Origin of the sequence: Pedobacter suwonensis (assembly GCF_007833675.1) — a bacterium.
GTDB classification, from domain to species: Bacteria; Bacteroidota; Bacteroidia; order Sphingobacteriales; family Sphingobacteriaceae; genus Pedobacter; species Pedobacter suwonensis.
Window position 1 is genome coordinate 723,517 of sequence record NZ_CP031708.1, and the last position, 21,300, is coordinate 744,816.

The 21,300-nt window shown below is 39.0% G+C and carries 18 protein-coding genes; 14 read left to right on the top strand and 4 right to left on the bottom strand.

The genetic code is table 11. The features are described from left to right. Positions 1-184: 184 nt before the first annotated feature. From DV942_RS02915 to kdsB, 6 genes are all read left to right on the top strand, one after another. Complete coding sequence (locus DV942_RS02915) at positions 185-1,573, top strand: arginine decarboxylase (RefSeq protein WP_090496099.1); 1,389 nt, start codon at positions 185-187, stop codon at positions 1,571-1,573. A 176-nt stretch (positions 1,574-1,749) separates the two neighbouring features. Beyond that, entirely contained in the window at positions 1,750-2,655 is a 906-nt protein-coding gene (locus DV942_RS02920) for a DUF72 domain-containing protein (protein WP_145855177.1), read from the top strand. Between the two features lie 224 nt (positions 2,656-2,879). Next, positions 2,880-3,878: a tryptophan--tRNA ligase gene (gene trpS, locus DV942_RS02925; RefSeq protein WP_145855179.1), complete on the top strand. Its 999-nt coding sequence runs from the start codon at positions 2,880-2,882 to the stop codon at positions 3,876-3,878. Positions 3,879-3,956: 78 nt separating this feature from the next. Next, a complete protein-coding gene (locus DV942_RS02930; RefSeq protein WP_145855181.1) occupies positions 3,957-4,571 on the top strand; it encodes a deoxynucleoside kinase in 615 nt (204 codons plus the stop codon). Positions 4,572-4,756: 185 nt separating this feature from the next. Continuing rightward, positions 4,757-4,960, top strand: coding sequence for a hypothetical protein (locus DV942_RS02935; RefSeq protein WP_145855183.1), 204 nt, complete (start codon positions 4,757-4,759; stop codon positions 4,958-4,960). Further along, entirely contained in the window at positions 4,957-5,724 is a 768-nt protein-coding gene (kdsB, locus tag DV942_RS02940) for a 3-deoxy-manno-octulosonate cytidylyltransferase (protein ID WP_145855185.1), read from the top strand. The genes DV942_RS02935 and kdsB overlap by 4 nt, the downstream gene beginning before the upstream one ends. A 91-nt stretch (positions 5,725-5,815) precedes the next feature. On the opposite strand, the gene DV942_RS23745 is transcribed toward kdsB, so the two are convergent. Together DV942_RS23745 and DV942_RS02945 are read right to left on the bottom strand one after the other, a co-directional pair. Further along, complete coding sequence (locus tag DV942_RS23745) at positions 5,816-6,076, bottom strand: GNAT family N-acetyltransferase (protein WP_244950810.1); 261 nt, start codon at positions 6,074-6,076, stop codon at positions 5,816-5,818. Positions 6,077-6,104: 28 nt separating this feature from the next. Further along, positions 6,105-6,770: a MarR family winged helix-turn-helix transcriptional regulator gene (locus DV942_RS02945; protein WP_244950811.1), complete on the bottom strand. Its 666-nt coding sequence runs from the start codon at positions 6,768-6,770 to the stop codon at positions 6,105-6,107. A 132-nt stretch (positions 6,771-6,902) separates the two neighbouring features. On the opposite strand from DV942_RS02945, the gene DV942_RS02950 reads away from it, so the two are divergent. The 8 genes from DV942_RS02950 (at position 6,903) to DV942_RS02985 (ending at position 19,840) form a co-directional block, all read left to right on the top strand. After that, a complete protein-coding gene (locus DV942_RS02950) occupies positions 6,903-7,445 on the top strand; it encodes a hypothetical protein (RefSeq protein ID WP_145855187.1) in 543 nt (180 codons plus the stop codon). Between the two features lie 27 nt (positions 7,446-7,472). After that, positions 7,473-7,940, top strand: coding sequence for a DinB family protein (locus DV942_RS02955; RefSeq protein ID WP_145855190.1), 468 nt, complete (start codon positions 7,473-7,475; stop codon positions 7,938-7,940). A gap of 129 nt (positions 7,941-8,069) precedes the next feature. Further along, positions 8,070-10,844 carry an outer membrane beta-barrel protein gene (locus DV942_RS02960; RefSeq protein ID WP_145855192.1) on the top strand — a complete coding sequence of 925 codons (2,775 nt, stop codon included), beginning with the start codon at positions 8,070-8,072 and terminating at the stop codon, positions 10,842-10,844. Then, positions 10,831-11,604, top strand: coding sequence for a GLPGLI family protein (locus DV942_RS02965; RefSeq protein ID WP_145855194.1), 774 nt, complete (start codon positions 10,831-10,833; stop codon positions 11,602-11,604). The genes DV942_RS02960 and DV942_RS02965 overlap by 14 nt, the downstream gene beginning before the upstream one ends. A 165-nt stretch (positions 11,605-11,769) precedes the next feature. Continuing rightward, entirely contained in the window at positions 11,770-13,386 is a 1,617-nt protein-coding gene (locus tag DV942_RS02970) for a CTP synthase (protein WP_090985618.1), read from the top strand. A gap of 20 nt (positions 13,387-13,406) precedes the next feature. Continuing rightward, positions 13,407-15,206, top strand: coding sequence for a membrane protein insertase YidC (yidC, locus tag DV942_RS02975; protein WP_145855196.1), 1,800 nt, complete (start codon positions 13,407-13,409; stop codon positions 15,204-15,206). A gap of 238 nt (positions 15,207-15,444) precedes the next feature. Next, on the top strand, positions 15,445-18,297 hold the full coding sequence (locus tag DV942_RS02980; RefSeq protein ID WP_145855198.1) for a S9 family peptidase: 2,853 nt from the start codon (positions 15,445-15,447) through the stop codon (positions 18,295-18,297). Between the two features lie 271 nt (positions 18,298-18,568). Then, the gene (locus DV942_RS02985) at positions 18,569-19,840 is read left to right on the top strand and encodes a nucleoside recognition domain-containing protein (RefSeq protein WP_090985612.1); all 1,272 of its coding nucleotides are present in this window, start codon (positions 18,569-18,571) and stop codon (positions 19,838-19,840) included. A 316-nt stretch (positions 19,841-20,156) separates the two neighbouring features. Here DV942_RS02985 and DV942_RS02990 read toward each other — a convergent pair whose 3' ends face one another. Together DV942_RS02990 and DV942_RS02995 are read right to left on the bottom strand one after the other, a co-directional pair. Further along, a complete protein-coding gene (locus DV942_RS02990) occupies positions 20,157-20,405 on the bottom strand; it encodes a hypothetical protein (protein WP_145855200.1) in 249 nt (82 codons plus the stop codon). Positions 20,406-20,505: 100 nt separating this feature from the next. Further along, on the bottom strand, positions 20,506-20,946 hold the full coding sequence (locus tag DV942_RS02995; RefSeq protein ID WP_186462408.1) for a PaaI family thioesterase: 441 nt from the start codon (positions 20,944-20,946) through the stop codon (positions 20,506-20,508). Between the last annotated feature and the right edge of the window lie 354 nt (positions 20,947-21,300).

A 21,300-nucleotide genomic window follows, 5' to 3' on the forward strand; every position in this document is an offset into this window, starting at 1 on the left:
CTAAAATGAAATAAATAATTGAATTACAATAACTTAATTAAAAAACCAATCACATATTATTTTAAAAACATTTTATATTAAAATTTTGTAATTAAACTAAGCGTTTCCTCACAGTAAAAATATTTTTAATAGCGTTTAATTCTCGATTTAAAATTACATTTTTGCAAAAATTATTTAAAAGTAAATGCAGAGTTACTCAGAATTTCTCGATCTAAGCGTTGGCTTTCCGCAGGAAGGCTTTGATGTGATAGATGATGAATTATATTTTCAGGATTTAAACCTGATGGAAATGATTGAAACTTACGGTACTCCCCTACGTTTCACATACTTACCCATGGTAAGTAAGAAAATTCAGCAGGCGAAGATTCTTTTCCAGACTGCCATTTTAAAAAACAACTACCGCGGCGATTACAAATACTGTTATTGTACTAAAAGCTCGCATTTCAGACATATTGTAGAAGAAGCTTTAAAGAACAATATTCACCTCGAAACTTCTTCTGCTTTTGATATGCCTATGGTTGATGCACTGGAAAAAAAAGGTGCCTTAACTAAAGATACCACGATTATCTGCAACGGGTTTAAAACCTACCAATACAAACAGTATATCATTGATATGCTGCATGATGGTTACACCAATATTATCCCGGTTTTAGACAACAAAGAGGAATTTAACCTTTTTGATGACGAGGTAGATATCGATACCCCTTGTAACCTGGGTATCCGTATTGCTGCTGAAGAACAACCCGATTCGCAGTTTTACACTTCGCGTTTAGGCGTACGCATGGAAGATGTAATTGATTTTTACAATAATAAAATCGTACATAATCCAAATTTCCGGGTAAAGCTTTTACACTTCTTCATCAATTCGGGTATTACTGATTCGCCATATTACTGGAACGAATTGGAAAAATATGTGACCCTTTACTGCAAATTTAAAAAAATCAATCCTGATTTAGATACGCTCGACATTGGTGGCGGTATGCCGTTCAAAGATTCGTTGGTTTTTGATTTCGATTACGAATATATGGTAAACGAAATTGTAAAAAGGATTAAAGAAATCTGTGCCATCCACGAAGTAATGGAACCAGATATTATTACCGAATTTGGTAAATATACGGTTGCTGAAGCTTCCGGAATTCTGTACAAGGTTTTGGGTCGTAAACAACAAAACGACCGCGAGCGCTGGTTAATGCTGGATGGTTCTTTTATCACCAACCTGCCTGATGTTTGGGCGTTGAACCAAAAATATATCCTGCTACCGATTAATAATTGGGATGCAGAATACGAACGTGTTAACCTAGGTGGTATTACCTGCGATGGACAGGATTATTACAACCAGGAAGCCCATATGAACAGTGTATTTATGCCTAAAACCCGCAAAGTACAATATTTAGGATTCTTCCATACCGGTGCGTATCAGGAAGTATTGAGCGGATATGGCGGTATACACCATTGCTTGTTACCAAGTCCGAAACATGTACTGATCCGTAGAAACCGCGACGAGAGTTTCAACTTTGAAGTTTTTGGCGAAGAACAGAACAGTAAGCAGGTACTGAAGATATTAGGTTACTAGTTCAGTTATCAGTTCGAAGTTTAGAGTTAAGAGTTTGGAAATTGCTCAACAGAAACTTTCCACAATAAACTAAAGCGAAGCACAAGTTTCGTATTTTTACAATAAATACCTTAGTTGAATAAGCTAAGGTATTTTTTTGCCTTAACCCTTTTACCCAACACCTAAAACCTTAAGAAATGCAATTCGGTAAAGTAGAAGATCCTTCAATAATAGATTATACCCTTCCGGCTGATGCGCCTGAAACAGCGGCAATTTTAGCCAAAAATAAACCTAATCAATCTTTTAAGGCTTATGTAGGTTGTGCAAAATGGAACAAGGCTGATTTAAAGGGCTTTTACCCAAAGGGAACAAAAGACGAGCTTACCTATTATGCTACTCAATTTAACTCAATTGAGCTTAATGCCACCTTTTATGGCATGCCAACCAGCGAACAGGTCATTACCTGGACACAAAAAACACCTGCAGATTTTAAGTTTTTTCCGAAACTGACCAATACCATCAGTCACTTTAAAAGACTAATCAACGTTAAAGAGCCGGTAGCGCAATATTGCGATGCCATCAGTAATTTCGAAGATAAACTGGGCCTGGCTTTTCTTCAATTGCACGATAACTTTAAACCCAAAGATTTTGAAAGGTTAAAAATTGTGATCAACGAATTTCCAAAGGTTATTCCTTTGGGTGTTGAGGTCAGAAATACGGAGTGGTTTACCAACCCGGCCATCGCGAATGAATTTGCTAAACTTTTTGAAGATAACGGAATAGCCAACATCATTGTTGATACTTCAGGACGAAGAGATATGCTGCACATGCGGTTAACCACGCCGACAGCTTTTATCCGTTTTGTAGGTGCCAACGACGATAAAATTGATAAAAAACGTTTAGATGACTGGATTGAAAGAATTGTGGACTGGAAAGCGCAAGGTTTAGAAAACCTATATTTTTTCGTCCATCAAAATGTTGAACTTTCCTCTCCACTATTTTCCGCTTATTTTACAGAGAAACTGAACAAAGCAGTAGGGACAGATTTAAAGATTCCGGTAATGGCGAACCAAGCTCCACCTAATTCACCCAGTTTGTTTTAACAGTTAAACGATGAATCAACGGTATATGCTTTCTACAAAAGAGCGAGCAGATTAGCGTATTTCTGAATTTGGAGCTAATGCGAAACAAAATATGGTCAGATCTCTGCACTATTGTTGATTTACGGTCTTCATTAAATGAATAAATCATGTCTTGAAAAAAATCTTGGGATGAAATCGAGCCGATTTGTGGATTGCTTGCATTTTATTTTTAATTTCGTGCCATTATGAAAGAAACAGTGGTGAGCGGTATTCGCTCAACAGGAAAATTACATTTGGGTAATTATTATGGTGCAGTTAAAAACTTTGTTCAAATGCAGAACGACTACAACTGCTACTTTTTTATCGCCGATTTACATTCCTTAACTACACACCCTACTCCGGCAGATCTGCACGGGAACATTAAACATGTTTTGGTTGAATACCTGGCCAGTGGGATAGATCCGGAAACTAGCACCATATATATACAGAGTGATGTACCTGAAGTTGCAGAGCTTTATTTATACCTGAATATGAATGCTTATATGGGTGAATTGGAACGCAGCACTTCATTTAAAGATAAGGTTCGTGCCAATCCCGATAATGTAAACGCAGGTTTATTAACCTATCCGGTATTAATGGCGGCCGATATTTTAATCCACAAGGCTACCAAAGTACCGGTTGGGAAAGATCAGGAACAACATTTGGAAATGGCCCGTACTTTCGGGAACCGTTTCAACAGGTTATACCACACGGAATACTTCCCTGAGCCTTATGCTTTTAGCTATACAGATAACCTGGTTAAGGTACCGGGCTTAGATGGAAAAGGAAAAATGGGCAAATCGGAGGGCGAAGCCAATGCTGTTTACCTTTCTGATGATCCTGAAACCATCCGTAAAAAAGTGATGCGTGCGGTTAGCGATGGTGGCCCGACAGAAGAAAACCAGCCAAAACCTGAGCCGATCCAGAATCTTTTTGATTTAATGAAAGTGGTATCGAGTGCTGATACACTTGCACATTTCGAAGATTTATATAGCAAAATGCAGATCCGTTACGGCGATTTCAAAAAACAACTGGCAGAAGATATGATATTGGCTACTGCACCGATGCGTGAGCGTATCCAGGATATCGCCAAAGATGATGCTTATTTAAGGCAGGTAGCCAAACATGGTGCTTTGAAGGCCCGTGAAAGCGCGCAGAAAACCATCAGAGAGGTTCGCAGTTTAATCGGGTTTAAAAGTTTTTAATTAATATTGCGGTAAGCGATATGCGGTTGGCGTTATAACCGACTATCGCTAAACGCTCACCGCAAAACGCAAAAGAAGATGCACATAGCAATTGTAGGAAATATAGGTGCCGGTAAAACGACCTTGACAGGCTTATTGGCCAAGAATTATGGATGGGAAGCTTTGTACGAAGCCGTGGACAATAACCCTTACCTGGAAGATTTTTACAGCGACATGAAACGCTGGAGTTTTAATCTTCAGATTTATTTCCTGAACAGCCGTTTTCAGCAGATCACTGATATTGAGGTTAACAAACGCAATGTAATACAGGACAGAACCATTTATGAGGATGCCTATATTTTTGCAGAAAACCTGCACGACATGGCTTTAATGACTACCCGCGACCATGAAAATTACAGGGCTATTTTCGATAATATTACTTCATTTATTAAACCGCCAGATTTACTGGTATATCTGCGTGCATCGGTACCTACGTTAGTCAACAATATACAACGCCGTGGACGTGAGTACGAAGCGAGTATCCGGATTGACTACCTGTCTAAACTGAACGAAAAATACGAAGCCTGGATTAAAGGATATAAATTGGGTAAATTACTGATTTTGGATAAAGATAAATTAGACTTTACCAACAATCCGGAAGATTTAGGTACGGTAATCCAGTCGATTGAAGCAGAGATCAACGGGTTATTTTAAGTTTTCCCATATAAGGAAACTTGTAAAATCCGCAAATTATCAATTTAGCATTTCACATTATATTTCGACAATAATCTTTAAGATTTTAGCTACCGTAATCAATTTACATAAGCTGAAGTTAAAGACTTATTTTAACTTTATTTTCCCATATTTGGGAATTAAGGGAATTAGTAAGTGCGAGAATTATGAAAAAAAATATTGAAGAAGAAAATGCGGAAAACTGGAAACGGCGAGTTTTCTATTTCAACAAAAACGACCATAGATTAATTGTTCCCAAACGTGTAAAAATATTGAGCTGGACGCTTAATGTTGTCCATCCCCTTTCTTACATCATTATCGGATTGATTTTTACTTTTGTTTTTTACCAGTTCTATCAGCATAGCATATGACAGACATAAACCTACAAGCGATAGGCATTATTCCTGCCCGTTATGCCTCTACCCGCTTTCCGGGAAAACCATTGGTTGATATAGCCGGAAAAACAATGATCCAGCGGGTATACGAACAGGCTTTGAAAGCAAAAAGTTTATCAAAAGTGATTGTCGCTACTGATGATGAGCGGATTGCGGATGAAGTAACGAGGTTTGGTGGAGAATTTGCATTTACTGCTTCTCACCACCAAAGCGGAACCGACAGGTGTGCTGAAGTAATTGAAAAAATGCCTGGTTTTGATATTGTTATTAATATTCAGGGCGATGAACCTTTTATAGAGCCGGCACAAATTGATTTACTGGCCAGCTGTTTTGTAGCAGACAAGGTAGATTTGGCCACTTTAATTAAACCGATTCAAAGCCAGGAAAGCATTTATAACCCGAACAGTCCGAAAGTGGTAATTGACGTAAACGGCCGGGCCATGTATTTTAGCCGTAGCCCGATTCCTTTTATCAGAAATGGCGAACCAGGTGTATGGGCTGAAAAGCACCAATTTTATAAACATATCGGTATTTATGGCTACCGTACCGAAGCCTTAAAAGCCATCACCCAATTACCGCCTTCTTCTTTAGAGATTGCCGAAAGCCTGGAGCAATTACGCTGGATTGAAAATGGATTTTATATCCAGACAAAAGCAACTGATTTAGAAACCGTTGCAATAGATACACCAGAGGATTTACTAAAATTGAATAAGTTATTGAAAGCTTTGAAGTTACCCTAACTATTACAGCATCTAAAAATTTCGTCACACTAAATTTATTCCAGGGTTTTATACAATTACGATACTGAAATGAATTCAGTATAGCATGAAACTAATTCAAATTAAGTTCCATCTGTATATTACATCTCGCGTATGGCGTAGGCTTACCTGGTACCTTTTGGAAACCCAGTTTATGGTAAAGATTGATGGCCGGTTTTAGAATGGTGTTGCTTTCCAGGTAGATTTTAGCTGCACCTAATGATTTTGCTTTTTCGATAATTGCCTTTGCCAATAGAAATCCTACATTTTTTCCCTGGGCTTTTGGCGATACGGCCATTTTAGCCAGTTCGAAATCATATTCTCCGTCATTCATCTTAATTAGCGCACAAGCGCCTAAGGCTTCACCTCCATAAAGCGCAACCAATATAAAACCTCCTTTTATCTAATATGTAGCCCTGAGGATCATCCAGAGCTTTATAATCAGATTCTTCCATGGTAAAATACTTCGAAATCCATTCTACATTTAATAACCTGAAAACCTCATGGTGTTCAGGTTTGTAATCTATAATTTCAACTTTACCACCATCGCGTTCTTTTTTCTTTTCCGTAACCCTTCTTAACAAGCTTTTTTGTTCCAATAAAAATTCCCACTCTCCTATTGCTTCCCAAAGTTTGTGTTGTGCTTGTGCAGATATTTCTTCAATTGCCGCATTCACATCTATAAGCTGATCCTCTAGTGCTGCTGAAATTTTCATTCCTTTTTTAGAAAGACTTATCACATTTCTACGTCTATCAGTTTCGTCCTTATTTTCTTTAACATAATCTTTTTTAAGCATTTCACTGATGATTTTACTAACCGAAGGGTGAGAATGGCCAATGGCTTTGGCCAGTTCGGTAATCGTTTTTTCCCGCTCTCTGGTCAACGCGTAAAATACCGGAAACCATTTGGGCTGCATATCAATATGATACAATTTATAAATCTGTGCAGCATCTTCAGTCACTTTATCGGTCAACATTCTTAATCTGCTTCCGATCGCTACTTTACCTATTTCATCAAAAAATCCCATAAAAATAATTAATTACGTAACCAGTTACGCAAATTTAAATAATTATTGGAAATACCGATACAATTATTCACTTCCGGATATTATTTTAAATAGCCTGAATTGTAATAAACTTAAAATTTGTATTTTAGGAACATGAGAAAACTACCGATCTTTATGGTTTGCTGCTTCATTGTATTTTCTGCCTGTCAATCTAAACAGGGCAAAGAATCAGGTGCCGTCGAATTCAAAAATATCAATCAAAGCGTAGCCAAATCGTTTTCCGATTTAAAAACACTCGATACCTTTAAAATAGAACTAACCGGCAGAAAACCAGAGGAAATGGTATTGAATTTTACGATCAAAAATGCTGACGGAAAAGAAATTTACAATACCAAAATCAAAGGCACTGAATTATTGGGTAGCACAGATCCAAATATTGATCTTTCAAAGGAGAAAGACCAGATTGTTTTCTTAAAAACCATCGCCGATGATTTTTTTAGTGATGAAAATTTTCTTGAGCCTGCCGTTATGCCGGATGATAAAGCCGATAAGTATACTCCAGATAAAGCCCTTTATGAAGAGTTAAAAAAATCAGGCCTAAATGGCTTTAAATATCGTTTAGGAAAAGAAAACAACATTTACATCGCCTGGAGCGAGAAAGAGCAGAAGGTAAAGGTTTACTATAATTGCTGCTAGCTGGTATCTAAGCTCAGAAATTTAGAAATGAAAAGGCCTGAATTTATTGCAAATCGATTAAGAGAAATTTTCATAAGCGGTTATTGGATAGCCAATACCAATTATAAAGATCAATTACAAAGCATTAATTGGGAACATGCCGTTCGGCAGGTAGGTGACTTAAATACGATTGCTGCCTTAACTTATCATATCAATTATTATTTATCAGGCATTCTAAATGTATTTAACGGCGGTCTTCTGGAAATTAAAGATCAATATAGTTTCGACCTGCCCCCTATCCATGCTGAAGCTGAATGGAAACAACTGGTTAAGAAATTGCTGGCCAATGCGGCCGCCTTTGCTGATGAAGTGGAAAAAATGCCTGACGAAAAATTGGATGAGGTATTTGTAGATGAAAAGTACAGTACCTATCTGCGAAATATAGAAGCTGTTATAGAACACAGTTATTACCATCTGGGGCAGATTGTATTGATCAGAAAATTGATTCGAAAATAAAAACCAATGTCGTAAACCGTCAAACTCAACCCTAAAAAAAATATTGCAAGTATTTTAGCTAAACTAATCAAATAGTTGTATTTTCACGCACCATAGCCAAACAACTATTTATCAACGTTTTCTCTGTACATGCTCAAAAATCTCCTCACCGTATTTATACTTTCGGCACTATTTCTTCCTGCCTTAGCTCAAAAAGCCAACATTAAAGGTGTTGTAGTCGACACTGTAGAAAAAAGAAATCTTTCAAACAGTTCAATACTGCTCATTAACAGCAAGGATTCTGTTCTGGTCAGGGATGCCAGAGCCAAAGGAAACGGCGAGTTTGAACTGGCCAACCTAAAAAAAGGCAATTACACCTTGGTCATCACCTACCCTAAAATGGCCGACTATATCAGAGATATCCAATTGTCAGATTCATCAAAATTTAACCTGGGTACAATTGCAATGGATAATAAAGCCACCCTTTTGAATGAAGTAACGATTAAGGCACAAAAACAAGCCATCAGGATGAAAGGCGATACGATAACGTACCAGGCTGATAGTTTTGCCGTAAAACCACATGCCAACTTACAGGATCTGTTGAGGCGGTTACCTGGAATTGAGGTAGATAAAAACGGTGCCATCAAAGCCGGTGGTAAGGATGTAAATACCTTGCTGGTAGATGGGGAAGAATTTTTTGGTGATGATCCGCTTCTCGCGCAGAAATACCTAAAAGCCAATGCAGTAAACGAAGTGGAAGTATATGATAAAAAGAGTAAAAACGAGGAGCTGACGGGCATTAAGGAAGAAGATTCAAAAGAAAAGGTGATCAACGTGAAACTGAAGGAGAATGCTAAAAATGGCTATATCAGTACAACGGAAGCGAGCAGCGACCTGAATAAATACCGCAACTTAGGTGCGATGGCGGGAGTTTATAAGGAGAAATTGAAAGTGGCCGCTTTTGGTTTCAACAACAACATCAGTACTGAATCTAAAACCAACAATGCCATGAGCCGCCTGAAGGGTGATGAATATGATGTGATCGAGGTTGGTGATGATGGCAGTTCTGTTATGATCAGCTATGGCAACAATGATGATGATGATTTCAGGCCTGGGGGCGGTATTCCGAATATTACAACTTATGGTGCGCATTTTTCCAATAAATGGAAGGACAATAAGCTGGGTATGAAACTGAACTTCAAAGGAGCGGATAACAGTTCATTTAACGAAAGCACCAGTCGTAATGAATCGCTGATTCCAAATGGCACCACCTTTTTAAGTCAGGGCGCAAGCCGGGAAGAAAACCGCACGACAGGGCAAAGCTTGCGTGGAAGTACAGAGTTCAAGCTCGATTCGCTATCGAACCTGAAGATTTCTTTCGGGGCACGCCAGCAACGCAGTTCGTCCGGCAGTTTCAGCAACAGCGAAACGAAAAACGGACGGGGCATTATGGTAAATAGCAACAGCGAAAATGGGGATTCTAACGGCAAAAGTGAAGCCTTTAACGGTAATATCGGCTATGTGAAGAAATTTAAAACCAAAGGGCGGATTTTAACGGTAGACCTACAGCCGGAAAACAACCGGAATAACAATGAACGGAATAGCCTGAACCAGACAAATCTTTTTGATTCTACGGGTGTGATGCTGACTCCGGATCGCCGAAACTACCTGAATGACGACCAATCGAGCAAAACTTCACTGGCCTCGCGGATTTCTTATACCGAGCCCCTGAGCAAAAGGCTCTCGTTACAGGCAGGATATAGTTTTAAAACCATCCGCTCCAGCAGCAAGAAGTACACCTACAACCGCGATCTGGGTAACCAGAAAATCGATTCATTAAGTAATTTTTTCGAATTCAATAACTTTTCCAATGTCGGGAATGCGGTATTGCAGTACAAGGGCAAAAAGTTTACGCTACGCGGCGGAACACAGGCCATTCAAACCACTTTCCACCTGGACGATGTAGACAGGAACCGCCAGGTGAACCGCTCCTATATCAACTGGGCACCCGAAACGAGCCTGAGTTATAAACTGGGCCGGAGCGGCAGCATCTCCGCCGGTTATAACGGGAGCACCAATCAGCCTGATATTGAGCAGCTGCAACCATTAAGGCAGGTGAATAGTCCTTTATACACATTAATCGGCAACCCTAACCTTAGGCCATCATTCAACAATAACTTCAACCTCAACATCAATACCTATCAGCAGAAATCTGAAATTTTTGCCTACAGTTATCTGGGTTATAATTTTGTGCAAAATGCGGTAGCTTCCAGCACCACAGTTGATCAATCTAACAAAACTGTGACCACTTTTGTCAACCTGAATGGAGGAAAGAGCCTCTATGCGGGCGGTAGTATCGGGAAAAGTTTCAGCAAGATCCACCTGAATACGAATCTGGGTTTCAATTATAACTATAACCAGGACGTTTCTATCCTGAATAAAGAATTAAATAAAACCAGCCGGAGCAGCATGTCCTTAAGACCACGGATCAGTATCTATCATGATAAGTTTAGCCTGGAATACAATGTTTCCCTAAATTTCTCCAAAAGCCGTTCTACCATCGGCACGGTTAATGATGGGAAGAACTTCCGTCATGATCATGAGATTTCAGGGAACATCAATCTACCCTATAGTACGGAATTCAATACTTCCGTATCCTTATCTTACCAACCGGCCAATGCATCATTTGCCCGCCCGGTAAACATTGCTATATGGAATGCCTATCTTTCTAAAAGGATGCTAAAGGCTGAAGAAATGGAGATCAGGGCTTCAATTTCCGATATCCTGGGCCAAAGGGTTGGCTATAACCGTTATGTAAACGGGAACAGTATAGGAGAAAGCACTAACAGCTTTATTCCAAGATATGTATTGATAGGTGTGGTTTATAATTTAAACGGCAATTTTGTTAAAAATGAAAAGAAATAATTTAGCTACGTTCTGGCTGATCTTCAATCTAATTTTAGGTCTGCAGATGGTTCATGCACAAACAGTATTCATCAGAAGTGCGAAAATTACTTTTGAGAAAAAGGTGAACATTAAAGAGCAACTAGCCAATAACCAGTGGCTGACTGATGAGGCCAGAGAGAAAATGGGTAAATACCGCACCACCAACTGGGAATACAGTTTCAATGACAGCACCTCGGTTTACCGGGCTAAACCAAAGGAGAGTTTAGGCGATAATGCCTTCTTCTTCAGTTCTGACAATACGGATGAACTGTTTACAGATTTGGCGAAAAGCAAACGTGTGAAGAAAAAAAGTATTATGGGCGATGATTTTATCCTGAAGGATACCATCCCGGGTCTGAAGTGGAAAATTATGCACGACCTGCGTAACATTGCCGGTTATGAATGCAGAAAAGCTATCGCGAAGATCAATGATACGATTACCGTAGTGGCCTTTTATACGGATGAAATTTTATTAAAAGGCGGCCCGGAAGGCTTTACCGGTTTACCCGGAATGATATTGGGTTTAGCCATACCACGTTACAATACCACCTGGTTTGCCACCAGGATAGAAGCGAAAAACGTCCCGATCTTAAACATCAGTCCGCCAACAAAAGGAAAGAAAACCGATTCGGAAAAAGATTTAAAAAAATTGATTGATCTTTATACCCGTTATGATGATAAAAAGAACCCGAGAAAGATAGAAGATATTAAAAAGGAACTTTATTCATTATTTCTTTAAATCAGCATTTTTTTTGTTAAAACTTTCAATATCAAACAGATAATAGCTACAAAAAATATTCTAATCACAGCCTAAAAGCCGTATTTTTTTTTCTTACCTTTGTATCCCGTACAAAAACAATTAAGCAGGCCTCAAAAGCCTGCTTGATATCACAAATTATCAATCATGACAAAGTATATTTTTGTTACGGGCGGTGTAACTTCCTCTTTAGGTAAGGGCATCATTTCCGCATCTTTAGCTAAACTTTTACAGGCACGTGGCTACCGTGTAACCATTCAGAAATTCGATCCGTACATTAATATCGATCCAGGAACATTGAATCCATACGAACATGGCGAATGCTTTGTGACAGAAGATGGTGCCGAAACCGATCTGGATCTTGGTCATTACGAACGTTTTCTTAACGTTCCGACTTCACAGGCCAATAACATCACTACCGGCCGCATCTACCAAAATGTAATCAGTAAAGAACGCAAAGGTGAATACCTGGGCAAAACGGTACAGGTTGTTCCACATATTACCGATGAAATAAAACGCAACATGCGTATTCTGGGCGAAAGTGGCGAATACGATATTGTGATTACTGAGTTAGGTGGTACAGTTGGTGATATCGAATCTTTGCCATTTATCGAAGCTGTTCGTCAGTTTAAATGGGAAGAAGGCAGTAGCAATGCCATTGTAATCCACTTAACTCTGGTTCCTTATCTGGCTGCTGCAGGTGAGTTAAAAACAAAGCCAACACAACACTCTGTTAAAGCATTACTGGAGTATGGTATACAACCAGATATTTTGGTTTGCCGTACCGAACACCATTTGAGTGCTGACCTGAGAAAAAAAATAGCCTTGTTCTGTAACGTTAACATCAATGCCGTAATCGAATCAATGGATGCATCTACCATTTACGATGTGCCTTTACTGATGTTAAAAGAACAACTGGATAAAACGGTTTTATCGAAATTAAAACTGCCGACAAAAAACGATCCGGATATGGAAAGCTGGAAAGATTTCCTTGGCCGTTTAAAAAATCCGACTGCTGAAGTAAAAATCGGCTTGATTGGTAAATATGTAGAGCTACCGGATGCATACAAATCAATTATCGAATCTTTTGTACACGCAGGTTCGAAAAATGAATGTAAAGTCAGGGTAGAATATATTCACTCTGAGGGTATTTTCCCTGATAACGTAAAAGAAAAACTGGGTCATTTACAAGGCGTTTTAGTGGCGCCTGGTTTTGGTAGCCGTGGTATAGAAGGTAAAATCGATGCCATAAAATACGTTCGTGAAAATAATGTGCCTTTCTTTGGAATCTGTTTAGGTATGCAATGTGCCGTTATCGAATTTGGACGTAATGTTTTAGGCTTGAAAGATGCGCATACTACCGAAATAGAAGAAAATTCAGCAAATCCGGTTATCAATATGATGGAAGAGCAGAAAAAAGTAACCAATAAAGGTGGTACCATGCGTTTAGGCTCATACCCTTGCGATATCAAAAAAGGTACAAAAGCTTATTCTATTTACGGCAAGTCACATATCAATGAGCGCCATCGTCACCGTTACGAATTTAATAATGCTTACTTAAAGCAGTATGAAGATGCGGGTATGACGGCATCCGGCATCAATCCACAAACCAATTTAGTTGAAATTGTAGAGCTTAAAAACCATCCGTTTTTCGTTGGCGGACAGTTTCACCCAGAATTAAAATCAACAGTTGCTAATCCTCACCCACTTTTTGTTAAATTTGTCGCCGCTGCAATGGAGTTTGCAAAAAAGAAAACGAATTAAAAGCAGTACATACATAAATAATGGATAGAAATACCTTTACAGGACTGTTCCTGATTATGATCATTTTGGCAGGATCATTCTACTTTTTGAAGCCGAACGAGGCCGAAATAAAAAAAGCCAAAGAAACAGAGCGTTTAGATTCTTTGAAAAAAGCCGGTATTGCACCTGCACAAAAAGACACCACTAAAACAGCTGCACTGACTAACCCTGCGGTAGATTCTGCAGCATTAAAAGGTCCTTTTGGTACGGCCTTAAACGGCACGGAAGCCAATACTGTGCTGGAAAACGAAAATTTATTAATTACTTTAAGTAATAAAGGTGGTAAAATTACCTCAGTTGAAGTTAAAGGACAAAAAACCTTTACCGGCAAACCGGTTATTTTATTTGATGGTAACCAGAATAAATTTGGTTTAAATCTTAACGCTGCCGCTAAGGTAATCAATACTAACGATTTATACTTTACACCAACTAAAACCGGCAGTACGGTTACCATGCGCGCCAATTATGGTGCAAATGCTTATGTAGAGTATGTTTATGATTTAAAAGCATTAAGTAACAAAGTTGCTTTTAACATTAATCTGGTTGGTTTGCAGCAGGTAATTGCTGGCAATAGCATCGGTTTAAACTGGCAGACTACTTTACTGCAACAAGAAAAATCCATCGAAAGCGAACACCGTTATTCTGCACCATATTATAAATATTTAGATGGCGATGTAAACCATTTAAGTGTTTCTAAAGATGAAAAAGAAGAATTATCAAAAGGTAAAATCCAGTGGTTCTCTTTCAAACAGCACTTTTTCTCGGCATCATTAATAGCCAAACAAGCTTTCGAAAAAGGAAGTTTGGAGGTTAAAATTCCAACCGCTCCGGGCCAGGTAAAATTCTACGATGCCAATATGCAACTGCCATATACGCATAGTGCAAACCAGGTTTATGAAATGGAGTTTTATTTTGGTACCAACAAATTCTCTGCGCTAAAAGCACAGGGATACGATCTGGAACAGCAGGTTGATATGGGTTACTGGCCTTTAAAATACATTAACCGCTTTATTGTATTACCGGTATTCAATTTCTTAAACAGCTTTGGCTGGAACTACGGTTTAATCATCCTGGTACTGACTATTTTGTTAAAAGTGGCCTTATCGCCGCTTACCTACAAGTCATACCTTTCAATGGCTAAAATGAGGGTATTGAAACCAGAAATGGACGAAATTAAAGCTAAAGTAGGTGAAGATAACCCAACATTGGTTCAGCAGGAGTATTTAAAACTGTACAAAAAAGCAGGTGTAAACCCACTTGGCGGTTGTTTGCCAATGGTACTACAGTTGCCTTTGGTAATGGCGTTTTTCTTCTTTTTCCCTAACCTGTTTGAGTTAAGAGGTGAGAGTTTCCTTTGGATGAAAGATTTATCAACCTATGATGAGTTTATCAAATTTGGCGTAAAAATCCCTTTCATTGGTGATCACTTAAGCTTAATGTGTGTATTGATGACGGTATCAACGCTGATCATGACGTATTTCAACAACCAGGTTTCTGGTGCTACGGGCCAGATGAAATATATCGGTTACATCATGCCAATCATTTTCTTAGGCGTATTAAACAGCTATCCAGCCGGATTAAACTATTATTATTTCTTAGCCAACTTAATGACTTTCGGACAGCAGTTCCTGATCCGCAAAATGGTTGACGATGAAAAAATCCATGCTTTAATCCAGCAGAACAAAGCCAGACCGGTTGATGAGAAAAAGAAAAAATCTAAATTCCAACAGCGTTTAGATGACTATATGCGTCAGCAGCAACAACAACAAACCAAGAAATAATCTTGTTTTATTCCAAACAGAAATCCCCGGTTACTTTTAAGTAACCGGGGATTTCTGTTTTGGGCTGAGCGATGGTGCATGGCATTAGGCGCTTGTGCCCACACCGCCTAATCTTCTCCCCTTTAACCTCTGCCTTTCCAAATAATGCTTTAAATTGTAATATTTGATATACAAGTTTCCGAATAAGCTAAAATTTTCCAATTTTAGAAGATTAAATCAACAAACTAATTAATTTAAAATGCAAAAGAGACTAACTGTTATTCTGTTTTTCGTTGTCAGCTTTGCCTACGCACAAAAGAAACCTTTGGATCATTCGGTGTATGATACCTGGGAATCAATAGGCACAAAGCAATTATCAAATAATGGCCAATGGGCGATGTACAGCATCTTACAGCAGGAAGGAGATGCGCAGTTATACCTTGCCAATATTAAAACAAATATCAAAATAAATGTTCCCAGAGGGATGAATGCGCAATTTAGCAATGATTCTAAATTTGCGGCTTTCAACATCCGTCCGCTAAATAAAGAGCTGCGTCAGGCCAAAATCAAAAAGAAAAAGTCAGACGAATTACCAAAAGATTCATTAGGGATTGCCAACCTTACCAATAATGCGGTAACAAAAGTACCCAGGGTAAAATCTTTCAAATTCCCGGAAGAAGGCACTGGTGTATTGGCCTATTTAACTGAAAAACCTGATACCGCGCAAAAAGCCATGAAACCTGTTGAAAAAAAAGATGGCGAAACTGATTTTGCTGATGATGAGCCTGCCGGAAAAGGTAAAACCGAAGAAGGAACAGATCTGGTGGTAAAAAACCTTATAACAGGAACTGACAAGACCTTTAAGTATGTTACTGATTACTACTTCAGCAAAGATGGCAAACAATTGGTTTTTGCCTGCAGTGGATCTAAAAAAGACAAAACGGCTCCACAGGGCGTATTCTTGCTCAACACTGAAAAAGGCACTTTAAAAACGCTGATTAAAGGTAAAGGAAGTTTTAAGAATTTCACTTTTGATGAAGAAAGCGAACACGTGGCATTTGTAGGTGAACAAAGTCCGGAAAAAAAGGAAATAAAAGACTACAATATTTATTATAGCTCGTTAACACTTGACACGGCGCAGATCCTGGTTGATTTTGATATGCCCGGACTACCAGCGAAATGGTCGGTTAATGGTGATGGCAAAATTGCTTTTAGCAAAGATGGGAAGAAGTTATATTTTGGTATATCGCCTGTTAAAAAACCAAAAGACACCACAATAGTAGATTTTGAAGTGGCTAAAGTTGATGTGTGGAATTATAAAGATGATTATTTGCAACCGATGCAGCTTAAAAATGCAGAAAGGGACAGCAAAAAAAGTTATTTATCGGTTATTGATGTTTACAGCAGTGATCCAAAAGTAATTCCGCTAACCGATATAAAACTACCTGATGCCAGTATCATCGCTGAAGGTGATGCAGCGCAGGTTTTGGCTTCTACCGATTATGGCAGGCGGATCGAATCGCAATGGAGCGGTTCAACTTCAAAAGATTACTACCTGGTTGACACCAAAAACGGCCAGAGAAAGAAAATCATCGAAAACCTTAACGGTTACGCTTTGGCATCACCCGGGGGGAATTATATCCTTTACTTCGATCGGAAACTAGGCATCTGGAACACTTATCAGGTAGCCAGCGGAAAGGTTACCGTTTTAACCGCAGGCCTAACTGAAAAGTTTGTTGATGAAGAAAACGATGTACCAGACCTTCCTTCTGCCTATGGTTTAGCCACCTGGACCGAGGGCGATAAAGCGGTCCTGATTAATGATAAATATGATATATGGTCGTTTTCGCCAGATGGAAAATCGGCACCGAAAAATATCACTGCAGGCTTTGGAAGAGCAAACAACATCACCTTCCGTTACGAGAACGTACGGACAGACAGAACAGAAAGAAATGCCAGTAAGTTTGTTAAAGCAAATGAATTGGTTTGGTTATCTGCCTTTAATAATCTGACCAAAGAAAACGGCTTTTACCGCACTAACGTAGGCACTGCTAAAGCACCCGAACCAGTTGTAATGGCAAAATTTAAGTATTCCGGCCTCACAAAAGCTAAAGATGCTGATGTTTACATCTACGATAAAGCCAATTATGTAGAATCGCCAAATGTTTACATCACTACTGATTTCAAAACTGAAACCAAATTGAGTAATACCAATCCGCAACAAAAAAACTACAATTGGGGTACTGCAGAATTGGTGAAGTGGACTACACCGAAAGGTTATAAAGCTGAAGGGATTTTGTACAAACCGGAAAATTTCGATCCAAATAAAAAATATCCGATGATTGCTTATTTCTACGAAAAATTAACGGATGGTTTATACACCTACCAAGCACCAGCACCTACCCCATCCCGCTTAAATATTTCCTACTTTGTAAGTAACGGCTACCTGGTGTTTGCACCAGATATCAGTTATGAAACCGGACACCCGGGAAAATCGGCAGTTGAGTTCATCAATTCAGGTGTAGAAAGCCTGAAGAAAAACAGTTGGGTAGATGGCAGCAAAATTGGTATTCAAGGTCAAAGCTGGGGCGGTTACCAGGTGGCTTACCTTATTACGCAAAACGATATGTATGCGGCTGCCTGGGCAGGTGCACCTGTAGTGAACATGACTTCTGCTTATGGTGGTATCCGTTGGGAAACCGGTATGAACCGTCAGTTCCAGTATGAAAAAACACAAAGTCGCATTGGTGCAACCCTTTGGGAAAAACCAGAGTTATATATCGAAAATTCTCCATTGTTTATGCTACCAAAGGTAAATACCCCGGTTGTAATTATGGCTAATGATGCAGATGGTGCAGTGCCATGGTACCAGGGCATCGAAATGTTCACCGCCCTGCGCCGTTTAGGTAAACCGGTTTGGATGCTAAACTATAATGGTGAAGCGCATAACCTGGTTCAACGCCAGAACCGGAAAGATATTCAGATCCGTGAACAACAGTTTTTCGATTATTATTTAAAAGGCACCAAAGCTCCGGCCTGGATGACAATTGGAATTCCGGCTACCGAAAAAGGAAAAACATGGGGTTTTGAGTTAACAGATGATAAACCGTAGTTAATCCTAGATTAGAAGACCGAAGTCCATGGTTGATAGTATATTTATTATTTGCCATGGATTTTCTGTTTAGAGGTATGATGGATTAGTCTGATGTATACTTGCGATCGTCACCCTGAAATAACTCCTATCGGATTTATTTCAGGGTCTATTCAGCGGGAAAGATGCTGGAAACAACTTCAGCATGAAGATCGTAAATAGAACAACGATTCTTATGAATTTCAGCTTAAAAAAACTATTTTCACGCATCAAATAAAACTAAACAATCCTAATGGCATTAAGCAGAATCTGGTCGGCATTTATTATTATAGCTATTGTTGTGGCAAGTATTAAGTGTTTCTTCTTCGGACACAGCGATATATTTAACTGGATGGTAATCGGCAAATCATCCGACCCTTTAAATCCTTTAAAATTAGATGGCATTATCGAAACCTGCTGGATTGCGGTAGACCTTTGCATTAAACTAGTAGGAACATTAGCTTTATTTATGGGCTTAATGAGCATTGCAGAAAAAGCAGGTGGTATCCGTTTGCTATCCAGAATTATAGGTCCTTTTTTTTCGAAACTTTTTCCTGAGATTCCGAAAGGACACCCTTCTATGGGTCATATGATCATGAATTTCTCTGCCAATTTGTTAGGCTTAGATAATGCAGCCACACCGTTCGGTATAAAGGCCATGGAAAGTTTGCAGGAGCTGAATCCCAATAAGGAAGTGGCCAGCAACTCACAGATTATGTTTTTATGCCTGCACGCCGCCGGTTTATGTTTAATTCCGGTCAGTGTAATTGCCATCAGGTCTACCCAAAATGCGCAAGACCCTACCGATATTTTTATCCCCTGTTTAATTGTAACCTTTGTAGGTACCATGGCTGCAATGCTTATTGTATCTTTTAGGCAGAAAATAAATTTACTTCAACCCGTTATCATTACCTGGGTACTTGGTATATCAGCTATAATAGGTTTGCTGGTTTGGTATGTAAGCAAGTTAAATGCAGAAAGTATAAAATCATTTTCCGGCTTATTGAGCGGAGGTATAATTTTACTGATTTTTTTATTGATTGTATTGGGTGCCCTGTATAAAAAAATAGATGTTTTTGATGCTTTTATTGATGGCGCTAAGGGTGGATTTGAAACGGCACTGAAAATTATCCCTTACCTGGTGGGTATTTTGGTAGCCGTAAGCATGCTGAGGACAAGCGGAACTTTTGATGTGGTGATGAGTGGGATTAAAAGTTTGTTCGTATTCTTTGGAGCCGACACCAAATTTGTCGACGCCCTGCCTACAGCCTTAATCAGGCCGCTAAGTGGTGGTGCGGCCCGCGGTATGATGGTGAGTACAATGATTTCAAGCGGACCTGATTCATTTGCCAGTAAGCTTTCGGGAGTTTTTCAGGGCGCTTCAGATACGACCTTTTATGTGGTAGCAGTTTACTTTGGCGCTGTTGGAATAAAAAATACGCGTTATGCCATAGGCTCGATGTTACTGGCTGATCTGGTTGGCGTTTGTACGGCAATTGCACTCAGTTACATGTTTTTTGCTTAGTTTGGGTGAATTGGTTATTAGCGATTCTTCATTGGTGAATTGTTCATTGGTCATTGGTCATTAGTGAATTGGTCATTAGTCATTGGTGAATTGGTGCCAAAGTCATAGTTTACGGGACCGAATTATTACCTGTCGACGACATCCAACATTGGCTTCGCTATCGGATTATAGCTTTCAGGTTTAGCTTTGATAAAGCTTCTTCATTGCATTCAGCATGACAACATAGGAAAATACTAAAAAAAATCCCTGCCAGAATTCATCTGACAGGGATGTTAATATCTTAAAATAAACAGAAGCGTTATGCCTCAAATGTTTATTATGCAATACTAGCAGGGAGTTTGGGAGATATTCTATTGATAATTTCATTAATCGCGTCTGGATCAATCACCGCATTTTTCGAAGCACACCATTTTTCCGACTTATTATCTAACCAGATACAGAAAGAATGGTAACCGTCTAAAATTACAGCATAAGTTTCATGAAAATCATCTTGAATACGCATGCAAAATCCCTTAAAAATTTTGCCTCTCACGTTAAATTGCAGAGTGGAATAATTTTCTAACATGGCTCATTATATTTTAGGTTAATTTACAACAAAATCTAGATGAGAATGTTTTGTTAATATAAAGGAATTAACAACTTATTCTTAAGCGTTGTAACTTAATTTAACCTATGTTTAACATGTTCGAATAACCTTTCGCAATCAACCGTTTTTTTGAAGGCAAAGATAGTTCACATTGCAGATTTAGAATCGTACGTCCTCTTTTCACGATTGACGTTTCTGCAACCACTTCGTCGCCCTCACTTGCTGTTGCAAAATAGTCGATGTAATTATTTACAGTGGTATACCGATCGTTTAATCCCATCGTAAAAACCGTTGCACCAATCAGATCATCAATAATACCTGCGGTTACACCGCCATGCAAAATCTGATATGGATTGGTCATTTCTTTTCGGATCGTATATTGGCACACCAAAATCCCATATTCTGCTTTAATTAAAACTGGCGCCAGCCAGTTCATAAAGTTAGAAGGCGAACCTGTAATAACTTTGCCAGTTGATTGTCTTAAAAAATTTAGTCGCTGCTCGCTCAATGAGGCTTCCATAATGTAGCTGTTTTTAATGTTTGATGCTTCAAGATAAAGATAGGTAAATAGGGTACAGTCGTCCAAATAAAACGGTTAATACCCCATATAATTATTGATATAAACTGATATTTAAAATACATTTACAAAACTGTAGCGCAACGCTTGTACAAAACAATAAGCATCCTCCCGTTTTCCGCTTATACGCTTTGCTGCCTCGTAACCTCGTTACTGCAGGGTATCGCTGCAACCGGGGCTAAGTGGCTAATGCAGTATTTCATTTGCAAGGCTGCAGGGGCGCAGAAACCTTTGTTCTTAAACCCGATTGCAATGTAAAGCCCGCATCCCGATTTTTTCAATCGGGAGAGGACTTGA